This is a genomic window from Terrilactibacillus laevilacticus (genome assembly GCF_006517395.1).
Lineage (GTDB): Bacteria > Bacillota > Bacilli > Bacillales > Sporolactobacillaceae > Terrilactibacillus > Terrilactibacillus laevilacticus.
In genome coordinates this window covers 1-17,046 of sequence record NZ_VDCY01000016.1, presented here as the reverse complement: position 1 = coordinate 17,046, position 17,046 = coordinate 1, and the positions used below count along the sequence as shown (strand labels likewise).

At 36.6% G+C, this 17,046-nt stretch carries 13 protein-coding genes; 11 read left to right on the top strand and 2 right to left on the bottom strand.

Annotated features, from left to right (window positions below; all coding sequences use genetic code 11):
* Positions 1-4: 4 nt before the first annotated feature.
* Positions 5-673, bottom strand: coding sequence for a B3/B4 domain-containing protein (locus FG390_RS13510; protein ID WP_141191569.1), 669 nt, complete (start codon positions 671-673; stop codon positions 5-7).
* A 431-nt stretch (positions 674-1,104) separates the two neighbouring features.
* On the opposite strand from FG390_RS13510, the gene queG reads away from it, so the two are divergent.
* From queG to lepB, 6 genes are all read left to right on the top strand, one after another.
* On the top strand, positions 1,105-2,277 hold the full coding sequence (queG, locus tag FG390_RS13505; protein ID WP_141191568.1) for a tRNA epoxyqueuosine(34) reductase QueG: 1,173 nt from the start codon (positions 1,105-1,107) through the stop codon (positions 2,275-2,277).
* A 48-nt stretch (positions 2,278-2,325) separates the two neighbouring features.
* Entirely contained in the window at positions 2,326-2,844 is a 519-nt protein-coding gene (locus FG390_RS13500; RefSeq protein ID WP_141191567.1) for a methylated-DNA--[protein]-cysteine S-methyltransferase, read from the top strand.
* A gap of 382 nt (positions 2,845-3,226) precedes the next feature.
* Positions 3,227-4,138 carry an amidase domain-containing protein gene (locus FG390_RS13495; RefSeq protein WP_141191566.1) on the top strand — a complete coding sequence of 304 codons (912 nt, stop codon included), beginning with the start codon at positions 3,227-3,229 and terminating at the stop codon, positions 4,136-4,138.
* 47 nt (positions 4,139-4,185) lie between these two features.
* Complete coding sequence (gene trmL, locus FG390_RS13490) at positions 4,186-4,674, top strand: tRNA (uridine(34)/cytosine(34)/5-carboxymethylaminomethyluridine(34)-2'-O)-methyltransferase TrmL (protein WP_141191565.1); 489 nt, start codon at positions 4,186-4,188, stop codon at positions 4,672-4,674.
* A 303-nt stretch (positions 4,675-4,977) separates the two neighbouring features.
* Positions 4,978-6,873, top strand: coding sequence for a PrkA family serine protein kinase (prkA, locus tag FG390_RS13485; RefSeq protein ID WP_141191564.1), 1,896 nt, complete (start codon positions 4,978-4,980; stop codon positions 6,871-6,873).
* A gap of 243 nt (positions 6,874-7,116) precedes the next feature.
* Positions 7,117-7,668: a signal peptidase I gene (lepB, locus tag FG390_RS13480; RefSeq protein ID WP_141191563.1), complete on the top strand. Its 552-nt coding sequence runs from the start codon at positions 7,117-7,119 to the stop codon at positions 7,666-7,668.
* A 143-nt stretch (positions 7,669-7,811) separates the two neighbouring features.
* On the opposite strand, the gene yhbH is transcribed toward lepB, so the two are convergent.
* Positions 7,812-8,990, bottom strand: coding sequence for a sporulation protein YhbH (gene yhbH / locus FG390_RS13475; RefSeq protein ID WP_141191562.1), 1,179 nt, complete (start codon positions 8,988-8,990; stop codon positions 7,812-7,814).
* A gap of 352 nt (positions 8,991-9,342) precedes the next feature.
* On the opposite strand from yhbH, the gene FG390_RS13470 reads away from it, so the two are divergent.
* The 5 genes from FG390_RS13470 (at position 9,343) to FG390_RS13445 (ending at position 16,641) form a co-directional block, all read left to right on the top strand.
* A complete protein-coding gene (locus tag FG390_RS13470) occupies positions 9,343-10,212 on the top strand; it encodes a ComEC/Rec2 family competence protein (protein WP_181406499.1) in 870 nt (289 codons plus the stop codon).
* A gap of 293 nt (positions 10,213-10,505) precedes the next feature.
* The gene (locus FG390_RS13460; RefSeq protein WP_141191559.1) at positions 10,506-11,174 is read left to right on the top strand and encodes an HAD family hydrolase; all 669 of its coding nucleotides are present in this window, start codon (positions 10,506-10,508) and stop codon (positions 11,172-11,174) included.
* Between the two features lie 69 nt (positions 11,175-11,243).
* A complete protein-coding gene (locus tag FG390_RS13455; protein ID WP_141191558.1) occupies positions 11,244-12,779 on the top strand; it encodes a bifunctional GNAT family N-acetyltransferase/carbon-nitrogen hydrolase family protein in 1,536 nt (511 codons plus the stop codon).
* 208 nt (positions 12,780-12,987) lie between these two features.
* Positions 12,988-14,730: a phospho-sugar mutase gene (locus FG390_RS13450; protein ID WP_141191557.1), complete on the top strand. Its 1,743-nt coding sequence runs from the start codon at positions 12,988-12,990 to the stop codon at positions 14,728-14,730.
* A gap of 324 nt (positions 14,731-15,054) precedes the next feature.
* The gene (locus FG390_RS13445) at positions 15,055-16,641 is read left to right on the top strand and encodes a peptide chain release factor 3 (protein WP_141191556.1); all 1,587 of its coding nucleotides are present in this window, start codon (positions 15,055-15,057) and stop codon (positions 16,639-16,641) included.
* Positions 16,642-17,046 lie beyond the last annotated feature (405 nt).

Sequence of the window (17,046 nt, the reverse complement as noted above, 5' to 3'; positions counted from 1 at the left end):
AATATTATTTAATCCACTTATAAGATGCATCGCCGCCATGAACTTGGATAAACATGTCTCTCATCGCTTGAAGTAATTGATGAGCTTCATCCTCTTGCATGGACGGTTTTAAATAAACAAGAGCTAATGCATCTGTTGTTTTTTCAGTTACCATCGTTCTTTTGGAGTCGACAATGGGGCTTCCAAACGCCCCTCTTTCATCTCCAGAAGTTATTTTATTTTTCATCGACATGACCCGGCCATTAAGGCCTTCATATGTATCATGGTCATCTCCAATTCTTAATTGTATATCCCCATGAATCTGTTTTAAGTCATATATACCAATTGGGATTTCATAATGTAAACTAAAAAAGTTATTAATATCGACGGCTGAGTTAACGGAATACAACTCACCTGATTTTATAACTCGGCGAAATAAAGCTTCCTGACTAGGGCGGTAACGCGAAGGGTCTGTACCAACAGCTTTAAATATTTTCCTAAATTGGGAAACGCCATCAATGTCTGAAACATTCTTATTCTCTAAAGCTAGCTTTAGTTCGTTAAAAAAAACAGCCATGCGTCTCTCTATCATTTGCGGTATTGATTCAATCACGATATGATGGTACGTAATACAACCAATATGTAAGTTTGGACAAGTGTGTTTCAGTTCATTAGAGATTGTTATGGTAGTCATTGTCTCATACCTTTCATTATGATTCCTTCTACTTGTTAAGACATAAAGAGATTAAGGTGATCGGATTTGTCATGAAAGTCCCAATCAGGCTACTATAGACAATAATCAAAAAAATGGGATATGATGCTTTTATCTAAGTTTAACATATAAGTGATAAGGTAAGACGAAAAGGATACAAGTTAAGATAGATAAAAAAAGTTGAATGGTTCGTTTAAAGAACGTGTTCAAAAAGGTGACAAATTAGAAGCAAGAAGATCAAGGCGGCGCTGTTTTGAGGACCGAAATGTAGGTTTTTACTACATGAGGACCGGAATAAACGAGCGGGCGCCGAGATTCGTAGCTTATCATTTGGTGACTTTTTGAACAACCTCTTAAAGAACTAAGTTCATTATAAGAACAGAACGAGATATGATAAAGAAAGGCGAGAAAAGTTGGGATTAAAAGAACAAACATTGAAACAAAAAATTATTGATTATAGTAAAATCATAGGAATAGATAAAATCGGTTTTACGACTGCCGAACCATTTGAAGATCTTAGGCTAAAATTATATCAACAGCAAATGCTAGGCTATCAATCAGGTTTTGAAGCAAAAGATTTGGAAAAACGGTCCAACCCAAAACTGATCATGAAAGAAGCTCAGTCAATTATCGCTATTGCCTTATCTTACCCAACTAAGCTGGAAGAAAGACCCAAAAACACAAAAGAATCGAGAAGAGGCTCCTTTGCAAGGGTTTCTTGGGGTCTCGATTATCATCAAATATTAAAAGAAAGATTAGCCAAACTTGAAGAATTTATAAAGACTCATGTTCCTGGTGCCATTGTTAAATCGATGGTTGATACGGGGGAACTATCAGACCGAGCCGTTGCAGAGCGAGCGGGATTAGGATGGATAGGGAAAAACACCAACTTAGTGACAAAGGAATATGGATCATACGTTTATCTTGGTGAAATGTTGACCAATATCCCTTTCGAACCGGATAAGCAAATAGAGGACCAATGTGGTGATTGCAATATATGTGTTGAACATTGTCCTACGGAGGCGCTCGTTCAGGGTGGCCAGCTCAATAGCCAAAAATGTATTGCTTTTTTAACCCAAGTAAAAGGTGATATACCTGAACCATATAAAAAAGCGGTTGGAAACCGAGTGTACGGCTGTGATACCTGTCAGCAAGTGTGTCCCTACAATCGAGGGATAGACAATCATTTTCATAAAGAAATGGAGCCAGATGCTGAAAAAGTAAAGCCTCTGCTTCAATCCTTATTGCAATTAAGTAATCGAGAGTTTAAAGAAACATATGGCGATATGTCAGGCTCTTGGCGTGGCAAGAAACCCATTCAGCGAAATGCTATTATTGCTCTAGGAAATTATAAAGACGTCACGGCTGTCTATCTTCTTTTGGACATTATCCAAAATGACCCAAGACCTGTCCTTAAACATACAGCTGTTTGGTCTTTAGATAAAATTTGGACACGTTTAGGTGAGGAAAAAGTGCAGGAAATCGAATCGAAAATTCATAAAATATTAGAGAAAGAGACAGACGATAAAAAGTTATGTCGAATGTTACATTCCCTACTTAATAAATATCGTGTCTCAAGTATATAACAGCAATAAACTAATTCGAATTCAAATAAATTGAATAAGGTGAATAAAATGGTTAATAAACCTTATGTTTTTGTTGAAGAAATGGAAACTCCAGTGGGTCCTTTAACGTTGGTTAGTTTAGAAAATGGTCTTTGTAAAATTGACTTTGGTAAACTAGATGTGACACTTCCTCGAATCCAAGGCTGGCTAACAAAAAATAGGATTCAAGGTGAAATAAAATTGGATCAAGAGGTTCATGAAGAAATCATTCATCAACTACAAGATTATTTTAATGGAAAAAGACAATCGTTTAATTTCCCAGTTGTGTACATCGGAACACCTTTTCAAATTAAGGTTTGGAAATCACTTCAAAGTATTCCCTTTGGTAAAACCAAATCGTATAAAGAAATCGCCTCCATCATTGGTAACCCTAAAGCTGTAAGGGCCATCGGTTCAGCCAACAATAAAAATCCCATTCCGATCATTGTTCCATGTCATCGAGTGATTGGTACAAACGGTCTATTGGTTGGATATGCCGGAGGATTAGACAAAAAAGAATTTTTGTTGAAATTGGAGAAATCTGTATAACGTTTATCCTTAGCCTCGAAAAAAGAGGCTTTTTTTATACATTAAGAAAGCATAAAAATTAAGGGTATAAAGTATAAGGGCAACAAGCATCATCTTCCTCGATTAAGCATCGAGTTGCCAAGAAGGCGAAGCCGTAGTGACACATTCTAGACCTCTGTTCTAGCGCCTTACAGGTCCCGCAATCGGCAAGTTTTCTTTATTAAGGCTTTTTTCCAAGAAGATTGTGGTTCATTGTCTTTGGCTAGTCGGCAAAGCTAAAGCCTTCCTTGAGGACGCTCTTGATAAGACGCTTTCTAAAACTTTCTCCTCACTTTTCTCATAATTTAGCAGTTGGATCTCATATCGTGTATAAAACCTATAAATAAGGGAAGTGGGTTTAATAATGAGATCACAATGGCTAGATAGTTTTAATATATATTTACAATCGTTATCTGATTTTTGGGTGGATAAGAATACGGATCGCTTTTCGTATGTGTCAGATGATGAGAGACAAACGATGCAAAAGAAAAAGCAAGGAATTAGGCAGAGAGAAGCTTCAATCATTAAAGCAATTCTTCATGCTCAGCCAATTAGGAATAACAAACGAGATGGTGCGAACGCTTTGACATATCATCTTCATACCGAGTGGCTCATTAAACAACGTGACATCTTCTATATTGAAGAAGCTATAGAAGTAAGGCGAGCGTATTTCGATGAAACAAAGCTATTAATCGATAAGGCTTACATTGATTATACAAAAGAACCGAATGAGAGTAGGCACCATCAGCAAGAAATAGAAGTTGAACCATTCAATCGGAATTTCAATTACGATCGTTTGAAGGCGGTTCGTTATGCTGAAAGATGGTGGAATAGTTATAATCCGGCCTATAAGGGGCATTCTGATGATTGCACAAATTTTGTCTCTCAATGTATCCAGGCTGGTAATGTTCCTATGGTCGGAAAATATAACCGTGGCCGGGGTTGGTGGTATGAGGGAAATAATTGGAGTTATAGCTGGACTGTAGCTAATAGCTTGAGGTGGTATTTAAGTTCAGACAAAAATATTATGGGTACGATAGAGGTATCGAGTCCCGATCAGCTTGTACCTGGCGATATCATTTGCTATGATTTTAATGGCGATGGAAGGTGGGACCATAACACCTTTGTGACGAGTCAGGATGCATTTCAAATGCCTCTTGTTAATGCACATACAATCAATACGAGACATCGTTATTGGGCTTATGAGGATTCACCAGCATACACAAAGAATATTCAATATAAATTCTTTCATGTTCAGGATCAAAGCTCATCTTAACCATTAAGTGATATAATGATAAAAAAAGTGAGAGGTGCTAGATTTTTATGGGATTACATGTCGTTTTATATCAACCAGAGATTCCATCTAATACTGGAAACATTGCAAGAACATGTGCAGGGACGAATACGAAGTTACATTTGATTCGCCCATTAGGGTTTTCAACAGATGATAAAGCTTTAAAAAGAGCAGGGCTCGATTATTGGAAATATGTTGATGTTAACTATTATGATTCATTAGACGAATTTTTTGATAAATATCGTGAAGGCGAATTTTTCTATTTAACGAAACACGGTGACAAGCCCCATAGTTCTTTCGATTATAGTGATACTTCAAAAGACTATTTCTTTGTTTTTGGTCGTGAAACAAGTGGTTTGCCGCCAGAACTTCTTGCAGAGAATAAAGAACATTGTCTAAGATTGCCGATGACAAAAGTGATGCGTTCCTTAAATTTATCCAATACGGCAGCTATTATGGTGTTTGAGGCACTAAGACAACAAGGTTATCCAGATCTTGAGTTTTCAGAACCGAAGTGATCGTTTTTAGCCGTGCATTAGAATTTTATTAAATTTCCTCAACATTATTTGAATCCCGATCAATGGCTTTGCTTTTTAGTTAGAACGAATCGTAAATAAAAAAGCGTACTTTACAGTGATATGTGAAGTGCGCTTTTTTTGAGTTAGATTAATCCTTTTCCATCTTGCCAAGATTAATTCGATAGATTGGTCATTTTTTTGGATTCTAGCGAATATGAATTTGTAAAAGGCTTGATTTTATAAACAAAGGACAGTCGTTGCACTCGATCTAATACGATTTGTACAATTTTTTGGGGGGATTATATGGACTTTCTTGAAAAAATCAAGGAGTATCGTGCCTACGAAGAGCGATTGAAATGGGAAGGCACCTTTGCAGATTACTTGGAACTCGTGAGAAAGCAACCAGAAATAGCGCAGTCCGCACATTCACGTCTATATAGCATGGTTATATCTGCAGGTGTATCTGAGAAAAATGGTCATAAACATTATCATTTCTTTGATGATAGTATTTACGGTCTTGATGAATCCATTGAAAGATTGGTAGAAGAATATTTTCATCCCGCAGCGAGAAGGCTTGATGTTAAAAAGCGGATATTATTGCTAATGGGTCCTGTAAGTGGCGGGAAATCAACACTCGTTACTCTACTAAAAAGAGGATTAGAACAATTTTCTAGAACCGATGAAGGAGCTCTTTATGCTATAAAAGGATGCCCAATGCATGAAGACCCACTTCATCTCATCCCTGATCATTTACGTGAAGCATTCTTTGAAGAAACAGGTATACGAATTGAAGGTAATCTATCTCCTTTAAATACAATGCGACTTGAAAAGGAATATGGTGGTCGTATTGAAGATGTTCCAGTTGAGCGAATTTTTCTATCAGAGGATAAAAGGGTAGGAATCGGAACCTTTAGTCCATCAGATCCCAAATCACAAGATATTGCAGATTTAACTGGTAGTATCGATTTTTCAACCATTGCGGAATATGGATCAGAATCAGATCCAAGAGCCTATCGATTTGATGGGGAACTAAATAAGGCTAACCGGGGATTGATGGAATTTCAAGAAATGTTAAAATGCGATGAAAAATTTCTATGGCATTTATTGTCCTTAACGCAAGAGGGAAATTTCAAAGCCGGACGTTTTGCGTTAATTTCGGCCGATGAACTCATTGTTGCTCATACAAATGAATCCGAATATCGAACCTTTATTAGTAATAAAAAGAATGAAGCCTTGCATTCTCGTATTATTGTGATGCCTGTTCCGTATAATTTGAAAGTTAGTGAAGAAGAAAAAATATATAGTAAAATGATTCGTGAAAGTGACGTTTCCAATGTTCACATTGCGCCACATGCTTTAAAAACGGCCGCTATTTTTTCCATTCTTACCCGACTTAAAGAATCTAAAAGTCGAGGGATCGATCTTGTTAAAAAAATGAAATTATATGATGGTGAAAGTGTAGAAGGATTTAATTCAGCTGATATAAAAGAATTAAAACACGAACATCAAGATGAAGGTATGAGTGGTATTGATCCACGGTATGTTATTAACCGAATTTCGTCAGCTATTATTAAAAAGGGCGTTCCATCGATCAATGCACTAGATATCCTGCGATCCATTAAAGATGGTCTTGATCAGCACCCATCTATATCAAAAGAGGATCGGGAACGCTACATGGATTTCATCTCAGTTGCAAGGCATGAGTACGATGAGATGGCCAAACGAGAAGTTCAAAAAGCTTTTGTTTATTCATTTGAAGAATCGGCTAAAACGTTGATGAATAATTATTTAGACAATGTTGAAGCCTATTGCAATAAAAATAAATTATATGATCCTATTACAGGTGATGAGATTGATCCAGATGAAAAATTAATGCGATCGATTGAGGAACAAATAGGAATTTCAGAAAATGCGAAAAAAGCGTTCCGTGAAGAAATTCTCATTCGTATTTCTGCGTATGCGAGAAAAGGAAAGCGTTTTGACTATAATTCGCACGAGCGGTTACGTGAAGCGATCCAGAAAAAGTTATTCGCTGATTTGAAAGATGTCGTCAAAATAACGACGTCAAGTAAAACTCCAGATGAAACACAGCTTAAACGGATTAATGAAGTTATCGCAAGATTGATTGATGAATATGGGTATAATTCAACTTCTGCTAATGAGCTCTTACGCTATGTCGGTAGTTTACTCAATCGATAAAAGCGTAAAAACGTTCAAGAATCACGTAAGGATTCTTGAACGTTTTTTTTTTTTTACAATAAGATTTTTCTTCCTAATAAAGATAAATGGGAAGTAAAAAAGAAAAAATTGACGAATGAATAAAGGGTGAAGTGGGTTTACAAAAAAATAGATCTGTATAAAATGGGATAAGATAGCTTGAGTATCCTTTTTTTATCATGTAAATTAAAGATAGTACGTTCTTACATAGATGGAGGCATATTGATGAAGAAATCACGAAAAGAAGCGTTTGAATGGATTAAAGCGCTTGGAATTGCCGTCATAATTGCGGTTTTAGTTCGAAGCTTTATTTTTACAAATTATGTAGTAGAGGGAAAATCAATGATGCCCAACTTACAAGATGGAAATCGGTTGATTGTCAATAAAATTGATTACGAGATTAGTAAACCCAAACGATTTGATATTGTTATATTTCATGCAACGAAGACAGAAGATTACGTTAAACGGGTTATTGGCCTTCCAGGGGATAAAATAGCTTATCGTCATGATGTTCTCTACATTAATGGAAAAGCCATGAAGGAACCGTATTTAAATCAGTATAAGAAAGATATTCAAGGTGATCTCACCTATGATTTCCCAAACAATGGGACGATAACAGTCCCTAAAAATACCATCTGGGTCATGGGTGACAATAGGCAAAATAGTATTGATAGTCGAGTTTTTGGCCCCGTTAAATTGAATAAAGTGGTCGGTAAAGTGAATGTTAGATACTGGCCGATGTCTAAATTTTCCTTTATGACAAACCCAGATAAATAAAGAATTAAATAGTGAAAACCAACACCAGTATGTGGTGTTGGTTTTGTCGCTTAAAGAATAATATGATGAATAAAGATAAAGTCTTAAGTCACATCGATATATGACGCTATTAAGGACTTAGTGATAAGGAATTCGATCGTTAATTAAACATTCAATGCAGCTATTTTATTGTTATCGTCTTCTTTTGAGAAGAAATGTTTCATGGCATAATAGACATCGCGTTTTTGTTTTAATACAAAATATTGAAATGGCTCTAAATCTTGGAGCGTTTGATAGGCATTCATCAGGGTGCTTTTTCGATTATATGGGTTGATTTCACCGTATCCAAAGAAACTTGAAATCGACATAATTTCTTTAACAAGTTCTACGCATTTTTTGTTATCAGATGAGAGATTGTCTCCGTCTGAGAAATGGAAAGGATAAATATTATATTTTTCAGGGGGATAAGAAGAATCGATGACTTCAAGAGCCTTTCTATAAGCGGATGAACAAATGGTACCACCGCTTTCCCCTTTGTTAAAGAAATCGTCTTCTGACACGACTTTAGCTTCTGTATGATGAGCGATAAATTCAATATCAACGTGTTTATATTTCGTTCTCAAAAAACGTGTCATCCAGAAAAAGAAACTTCTCGCGATATATTTTTCCCACATGCCCATTGATCCACTTGTATCCATTAAGGCAAGGACGACGGCTTTGCTCTCTGGTTTGACAATGGTTTCCCATGTTTTAAATCTTAGATCTTCTTCTTTAATAGGATTGATTGAGGCTTTTCCTTTAGAGGCATTTCGTTTTATGGCTGAAAGGATGGTGCGTCTTTTGTCGATATTTCCCATTAAACCTTTTTTTCGGATATCTCGATAGTCAATGGATTCGACAATAATATCAGCTTCTTGTTTTTTCTTTAAATTAGGTAATTCTAACTGCTTAAAGAATAATTCTTCGATTTCTAATAATGATACATTAGCCTCATAGTAGTCAACGCCAGGTTCTTCCCCTGCTCCTTCACCTTTTCCAGCCCCTTTATTAGCGGTACTTGATCCGGGTGCTTTTGCGATGACATCACCGACTTTACTATCACCATTACCTTGACCTACATGCTTTGTTTTGTCAAAGTTATAACGAATTTTATATTCATCTAAAGAACGTATTGGTATTCTTGTAATATTCTGACCATTTGACATGATAATGTTTTCTTCACTCACCAAATCAGGTAAGTTACTGTTAATCGCTTCTTTTACTTTTTCAGCGTGACGCCGTTGATCTTGATAACCTTTTCGGTGTAAATCCCATGATTCCTCAGCAATTAAATAATTCTTCATTGGATAGGGCTCCCTTCTGATCGTATTATCACCGTTAAATTCTCCATGAATTTTTTCCAAGCCAAAGTTAAATTAACCATGTCATAAGGTGAACACCGACTTAAAGAACACATCATCCAATCTTCCTTTTCATTAAAAAGGTTGATTGTTTTATTGTATGCAATCCAAGCTAATATTTGCTTTATTTTTTACAAAAAGATGAAATTGACCGTGTTTTTTAATCATATTCTTTCTGATTAATCGGTAATCTGAAAAAAAGGGCTTAATTTTGAATAGAGGCGAATGGATAAAAACAAAAAGCCAAGGGGAACGTAACAATAGAATAAATAGAGATTTATGGAGGATGTATCATATGCGAATCATGACATGCCTACTACTCTGTCTATTTTTGATAGGCTTTCCATATTCCAAAGGACTAGCAGAGAAAGGTGCATTGAAACTCCATTTTATTGACGTGGATCAAAGTGATTGTATTTTCATTGAAACGCCGAATCATAAGCATATTTTAGTTGATGCGGGATCAGAGCGTTATGCAAAGAACGTCTCGCAATATTTACAAAATAAAGGGATAAAAACACTAGATGCGATTATTATCACTCATCCGCATCATGATCATATCGGTGGCGTTCCAAGTTTATTAAATTCCTTTAAAATTAAAGCCTTCTACATGCCAAAAATGACGCATCATACAAAAATATATAGAACGCTTAAAAAAAGCTTAGAGAAGAAAAACATTATGATCTTTAAAGCAAAAGCCGGAAATAATATTGAAATTTCACGTCATTTGGATATTGATTTTATTGGACCGGTTCAGGGCAAATACGATAATATGAATGACTATAGTTATGTTTTAAAGATCGTTTATAACCATAATTCATTCCTTCTAATGGGAGATGCTGGGGAACAAAGTGAAGCAGAACTTCTCTACAAACATGTTAATGTTAAGGCGGATGTCATAAAAATCGGTCATCACGGAGCGGATACTGGTACGACGTTACCTTTTCTCAAGAAAGTCAATCCTGATGCTGCAATCATATCAACGGGTCGACATAATTATAAATCGATACCTGCTCCAGCTGTTATTAATCGACTTAGATATTTAAAAATACCAACCTATAGAACGGATTTACTAGGGACCATTGTTGTCGCAAGTGATGGAAATACGATTTCCTTTTATTATGGAGATGCACTCCAATATATCCACACTCTTGCTAATGACTAAACGGGAAGGAGTATTAAAGAATTCGTAAATTTGGTTAAGGTTTATCCCGCCTTAACGGCTAGTAAAGACCCCCACATCAAGATTCTGAGTATTCAAAGAAGAGAGGAGGGGGATCCAACTGCCCGTAAAGGTCCGATTGGTTCAGCTAACCATCAGTGGGGGATGAAGAAAACCCCACTGATAGAAGTTTCACTTTATGTTATGGTTAGATATGGGTATTGATATTTGTTAATATGGAGATGAAAGAAAGATAAAAGAACATGAACAACATGAAAAATGAGAGGATTGGTTAAATGATTAAAGCGGTTGTATTTGATTTTGATGGGGTTATCATGGATAGTGAGACCGTAATGTATAAAACGATGCAGGAAATGTATCAAAAATATGGAATTGATCTTCCACTTGAGGTTTGGTGGAAAGCGGTTGGGACACACGGTGGATTTGATCCGATTGCGTACCTAGAAGAACAAACAGGGAAAAAGATTGATTCTGATTCATTCTATAAAGAACGAGATGAACGGTTTATCTCTAGAGCTCAAAAAGAAACCCCATTACCAGGTGTCGAAGCCTTAATCAAAACAATTGATTCACTGGGATTAAAAATAGGTTTAGCTACAAGCTCTGAACCGGGCTGGGCTGAAGGACATTTAAAACGTCTAGGGCTAAGAGAATATTTTTCTTGTATACGTACCGCTGGCGATGTAGAAAAAGTAAAACCAGATCCAGCCTTATATTTGCAGGCTGTAAAATGTTTAGGTGTTGAACCACATGAAGCATTAGCTATAGAGGATTCTTATAATGGTTCATTAGGTGCGAAAAACGCAGGTTTATATTGTGTGGTTGTACCAAATTTTGTTACAAAAAACATGACGTTTGATCATGTTGATCATCGATTAGATACGTTGGAGAACGTACAGATTGAAAACATCATCCAGTTGTTTGAAGATAAAGTAAGTAAGTGAATAGATTTACAACTTAATCAATTAAATCCTTTATTTTCGTAAGATCGAATTTCGAAAGGAACAACACATATGCCTAAAATAGATACAACTCAATTTGAGAAGAAAATAGAACTTAGAAACTTAACTGAACAAGATATTCCTGAATTACTAGAAGTTCAAGCCCTTTGTTTTCCAAACATGGAACCTTGGACTGTCGATCAGCTACATAGCCATCTTCGCATCTTTCCTGAAGGCCAATTTTGTGTCACTTACGAAGATAAACTCATTGGTTCATGCTCAAGTCTTATCGTTAACTTTGATGAATATAGCGATGAACATACTTGGGATGAAATTACGGATAAAGGCTATATAACCAATCATGATCCAGAAGGTTTGAATCTTTACGGCATCGAGGTGATGGTGCATCCCGACTTTAGGAGAATGAAAATAGGGCATCGGCTATATGATGCTAGGAAAGATCTAGCTCGTCGTTTGAATCTTGAAAGCATTATTATTGGCGGAAGAATCCCAAACTTCCAAAAATATGCTGATAAGATGACGCCTAGAGAATATGTAGATGAAGTGATTGAACATAACATTTATGATCCTGTTCTAACTTTTCAACTTTTAAATGGTTTTGTTGTAAAACGACTTAATACGGCATATTTACCTGATGACAAAGCCTCTAAATCGAATGCGACTTTAATGGAATGGAATAATATCGATTTTAAAAGGCAAAGTAAACGATTGTATAAAACATCCTTCCCAGTTCGTATTAGTGCTATCCAATATGAAATGCGTAAAATAAGCAGTTTTGATGATTTTGCCGAGCAGGTAGAGTATTTTACGGATGTAGCTGCTGATTATCAATCTGACTTTGTGGTTTTTCCTGAAATTTTCACAACACAGCTCATGTCATTTTTAGACGAGAAAAGTCCGAGCGGGGCCATTCGGAAACTAACCACCTATACGCCTCAATATTTGGAATTATTTTCACGTCTATCTGTCCGGTATAATGTTAACATCATTGGTGGATCTCATTTTGTTGAGGAAGGTCATCATATCTATAACGTGGCTTATCTTTTTAGAAGAGATGGTACAATTGAGAAACAATATAAAATTCATATTACGCCCAACGAACGAAGATGGTGGGGAATTACTCCTGGGAATGAGATGAAAGTATTTGATACGGATTGTGGAAAGATCGCAATATGCATTTGTTATGATATTGAATTTCCAGAGTTAGCGCGTTACGCCGTGGATCAAGGAGCTAATATTATTTTCACTCCTTTCTGTACCGATGAAAGGCAAGGCTATTTACGTGTCCGTTATTGTTCTCAAGCAAGAGCAATTGAAAATCAAGTATATACGGTCATTGCTGGTACAGTAGGTAATTTACCTTCTGTGGAGAATATGGACATTCAATATGCTCAATCTGGTATTTTCTCTCCATCAGATTTTAGCTATCCTCGAGATGGAATTGTTGAAGAATGTGCCCCTAATATAGAAACGATTGTTGTAGGGGATGTTGATCTTGAAATTTTAAGACGTCAACGGAACGCTGGAAATGTGACGCAGTTGAAAGACAGACGAAAAGATCTTTATGAAATCAAATGGAACAAGTAAGCAAAAAAACAGCAAGGATCTCAAAGGGAGATTCTTGCTGTTTTTGTAAAAAAATATTTTTCTGTAATTCTATATTATACCCATCTTTTTCTAGTCAGAAACCCTGTTTTTTTGATATACTTATATAGAATTATCTTCTAATTTATAACCAGTTTATATTAAATGTAATTTATTACTTGTTTTGTATACATACTCGGAGGTGGAACGATTGGGATGGGAGAACGTCTATCAAAAATGGAAACAAAAAAAAGATTTAGATCTTGATTTAAAAAAACAATTAGAAGCCATCAGTGATCAACCAATACAATTAGAAGATTGTTTTTATAAAAACCTAGAATTTGGGACAGGCGGGATGCGCGGTGAACTTGGTCCAGGAACTAACCGGCTAAACCGTTATACGATACGTAAAGCGTCAGAAGGTCTTGCTCAGTTTATATTAAAAAACGGAGAAAAAGCCATTCATGGTGGCGTCGTTATTGCCTATGATTCACGTCACTATTCTCCAGAATTTGCGATGGAAGCAGCTAAAACCATCTCGAAGCATGGTATAAAAACATATGTATTTGAATCATTAAGGCCAACACCTGTGCTATCCTTTGCCGTTCGTTATCTAAAGGCTTTTTCAGGTTTAGTGATTACAGCAAGTCATAATCCACCTCAATATAATGGATATAAGGTATATAACGAATTTGGGGGACAACTTCCACTTGAAGAAGCGAGTCAATTGATTCAATATGTTGATGAGGTGACGGACGAGCTAGAAGTGGCCGTTGGTCATGAAGATGAATTGAAAGCTGACGGTTTATTAAACATTGTAGGTCAAGAGATTGATGAAGCGTATCAAAAGGAACTTCAAACTTTGTCAATCCAACCAGAAGTGATTAAACAAGTTGGCGATGATTTAAAAATCGTTTTTACTCCGCTTCATGGGACTTCTCGTATTCCTGTTACGGAAGGACTCAAAAATTGGGGATTTTCAAACGTGACGGTTGTCAAGGAGCAAGCTGAGCCCGACCCAGAGTTTTCGACCGTGAAGTCCCCGAATCCAGAGGAACATGCCGCTTTTGCACTTGCCATTGAATACGGCAAGAAGATTGATGCAGATGTTTTGCTCGGTACAGATCCTGATTGTGATCGTGTTGGGGTGGCGGTTAAAAACAATGAAGGTGAATATACAGTTTTAACAGGTAACCAAACGGGGGCCATTTTACTTCATTATATTTTGACTCAAAAGAAAGCAAAGAACTTGTTGCCTGAAAATTCCATTGTTATCAAAACAATCGTAACGTCAGAAATTGGCCGTGCCATCGCTTCTGCTTTTGATGTTCCAACGTTAGATACGTTAACTGGCTTTAAATTTATTGGTGAAAAAATTCATGAATTTGAAGTTAATCATCGCTACCAATTCTTATTTGGTTATGAAGAAAGTTATGGATATCTCGTCGGAGACTTTGTTCGTGATAAAGATGCCGTGCAAGCTTGCTTGCTAGCTGCTGAAGCCGCTGCATATTACAAACAACAAGGCAAGTCATTATATGATGCCTTGAATGATATTTTTGAAACTTACGGATTTTATCAAGAAGGACTCGAATCGCTCACCCTAAAAGGAAAACAAGGGGTCGAACAAATCAATGGTATTTTAACCGAATTCAGGGAACAACTACCAGTGGAAATGGCAGGTGTACCCATTACTGTTATCGAAGACTACCAATCTTCAGAACGTAAGGACGTTTTGAATCAAGCGACAACAAAAATTGAATTACCAGTTTCTAATGTTTTAAAATATCAGCTAGAAGATGGTTCTTGGTTCTGCTTAAGACCATCAGGTACAGAACCAAAAATTAAATTTTATTTTGGTGTAAAAGCTGATACAAAACAAGAATCTGATGCTAAATTCAAAGACTTAAAAACAGCTGTAATGGAAAGAGTTCAAAAAATCGTGAACAAATGATAAAATAATTGGATAGGATATAAGAGTAAAAGCATTCGTTTAGATGATCATGATCCTAATTGGGTAAGTCAAGCGAATGCTTTTCTCGTGTCTTTAATTATTAATGTATAATGGTCAAAGGCAAAGAAAACCCCACTGATGGAAGTTTCACTTTATCATTCATGTAAAACTTTAAAAGGGTTGTGAGAAAATGCTTCCAATTTAAGCGACAATCCATGTGAGGTTTATCAACTGGAAACGTTGTTTGTTAAACATGCATGGACTTATAAATAGGCAGATCACATGCGTGTGGGAAGTTATATATAGAAAAGGATAGGTATTAAAATGAATCAGAAACAATTACAGCAGGAAATTCAAAGGCGAAAAACGTTCGCAATTATTTCACACCCGGATGCGGGTAAAACAACACTTACAGAGAAACTGTTGCTACTTGGTGGTGCAATAAGAACGGCAGGATCTGTAAAATCACGTAAATCCGAGAAGTTTGCAACATCAGACTGGATGGAGCTGGAGAAACAAAGGGGAATTTCTGTAACATCAAGTGTCATGCAATTCACGTATCAAGATTATAAAATTAATATTCTTGATACACCTGGACACCAAGATTTTAGTGAAGATACGTATCGGACATTGATGGCTGTGGATAGCGTTGTCATGATTATTGATGTGGCTAAAGGGGTAGAGCCACAAACCATTAAACTATTTAAAGTATGTAAGGATCGCGGGATTCCGATCTTTACGTTCATTAATAAACTTGATCGGCAAGGAAAAGAACCTCTTGAACTCTTTGAAGAATTAGAAGAAGTATTAGGTATTGAATCTTATCCGATCAACTACCCTATCGGAATGGGACAATCTTTTCGTGGCGTTTATGATCGAATGGATCATAAAATTGAATGGTACAATGAAAAACGTGAACGCCAAACTCAAGTTTTAACAGAAGATGACGATTTAACAGAAATATTAAAAGGTGTTGCGGATGAAGGGACGATTCGCCAATTAGAGGAAGATCTTATGCTTCTTGATGAAGCAGGAAATCCCTTCGACTTTGAAGCGGTGAAACAAGGGAAACAAACCCCTGTCTTCTTCGGTAGTGCTGTTTCAAGTTTCGGTGTTCCAACATTTTTAGAGCATTATTTAAAAATGGCTCCGTGCCCGCAAGAAAGAGAATCTAGCATAGGAAAAGTGAAGCCCGATTCAAATCAATTCTCTGGCTTTGTTTTTAAAATTCAAGCCAATATGAATCCTGCTCACCGGGATCGTATTGCTTTCTTACGAATTTGTTCAGGGAAATTTGAGAGAGGCATGACCGTTTGGCTTGATCGAACGAAGAAATCTGTTAAACTTGCGCAGCCGCAACAATTTTTTGCGGATAGTCGTGAAATTATTGACGATGCTTATCCAGGAGATATTGTAGGGTTATACGACCCAGGTTTCTATCAAATTGGGGACTCTGTTTGTGAATCGAAAGATACTTTTAATTTCGGCGAATTACCACAATTTCCGCCTGAACATTTCGCAAAAGTACGGGCCAAAAATGCGATGAAGCAAAAGCACTTTTTAAAGGGTGTCAATCAGCTTGCTCAAGAAGGTGCGATTCAAATCTATCGTACACCTTTTGAAGAGACGATTTTAGGAGTTGTGGGACAACTACAATTTGATGTGTTTGTCTATCGGATGAAGGCAGAATATGGCGTTGATCTTGATATGCAACGGATGTCGCATCAAATTGCCAAATGGATTACCAAACCAGAAGATGCAGATGAACTGAGAAAGTCATCCAATAACTTAGTCGTGCTAGATCATCAAGAACGACCTGTGATTATTTTTGAAAATGATTTCTCGCTGCGTTGGTTCGAACAAAAGCACCCTGATATTGAATTAGTTGATTCCAGTTTTTCCTTGCGTTAAGGCTCCATTAATTATAAAATGTAGAAACAGAACTTCGGAAATTAAAGACTCAAGTCAACCTGTCATCCTACTATCGGTGACAGGTTGACTTTTTTCGCCGGTAAGACTCTTTCAATAGGGAACGGTGACCGGCTTATTTATCCCGCCTTAACGGGCTAGAAAAGACCCCAACCGGATTTGAACAGGTCAGATTTCATTCAAAAGACCCGCAAAAACGTCATGATCGGATTATAAAGTTGATGGATAAGCTAGTAACACTAATTAAAGAAGTTGAGCAAGATACAACAGCTATAAAAACTTATATGGCTCAGTTTGAACCTCTCACGACTAAAGTCATGAGATTCTTTGACCCGAACCCAATGTGATCATTAGACCAGTTGGATTCGTGTTGAGACCGCCAAAAGC

Bases quoted from the DNA above. Each gene is read 5' to 3' on its own strand.
- FG390_RS13510 (WP_141191569.1), bottom strand. From the start codon at position 673: ATGACTACCATAACAATCTCTAATGAACTGAAACACACTTGTCCAAAC.
- FG390_RS13500 (WP_141191567.1), top strand. From the start codon at position 2,326: ATGGTTAATAAACCTTATGTTTTTGTTGAAGAAATGGAAACTCCAGTG.
- FG390_RS13495 (WP_141191566.1), top strand. From the start codon at position 3,227: ATGAGATCACAATGGCTAGATAGTTTTAATATATATTTACAATCGTTA.
- trmL (WP_141191565.1), top strand. From the start codon at position 4,186: ATGGGATTACATGTCGTTTTATATCAACCAGAGATTCCATCTAATACT.
- prkA (WP_141191564.1), top strand. From the start codon at position 4,978: ATGGACTTTCTTGAAAAAATCAAGGAGTATCGTGCCTACGAAGAGCGA.
- lepB (WP_141191563.1), top strand. From the start codon at position 7,117: ATGAAGAAATCACGAAAAGAAGCGTTTGAATGGATTAAAGCGCTTGGA.
- yhbH (WP_141191562.1), bottom strand. From the start codon at position 8,990: ATGAAGAATTATTTAATTGCTGAGGAATCATGGGATTTACACCGAAAA.
- FG390_RS13470 (WP_181406499.1), top strand. From the start codon at position 9,343: ATGCGAATCATGACATGCCTACTACTCTGTCTATTTTTGATAGGCTTT.
- FG390_RS13460 (WP_141191559.1), top strand. From the start codon at position 10,506: ATGATTAAAGCGGTTGTATTTGATTTTGATGGGGTTATCATGGATAGT.
- FG390_RS13455 (WP_141191558.1), top strand. From the start codon at position 11,244: ATGCCTAAAATAGATACAACTCAATTTGAGAAGAAAATAGAACTTAGA.
- FG390_RS13445 (WP_141191556.1), top strand. From the start codon at position 15,055: ATGAATCAGAAACAATTACAGCAGGAAATTCAAAGGCGAAAAACGTTC.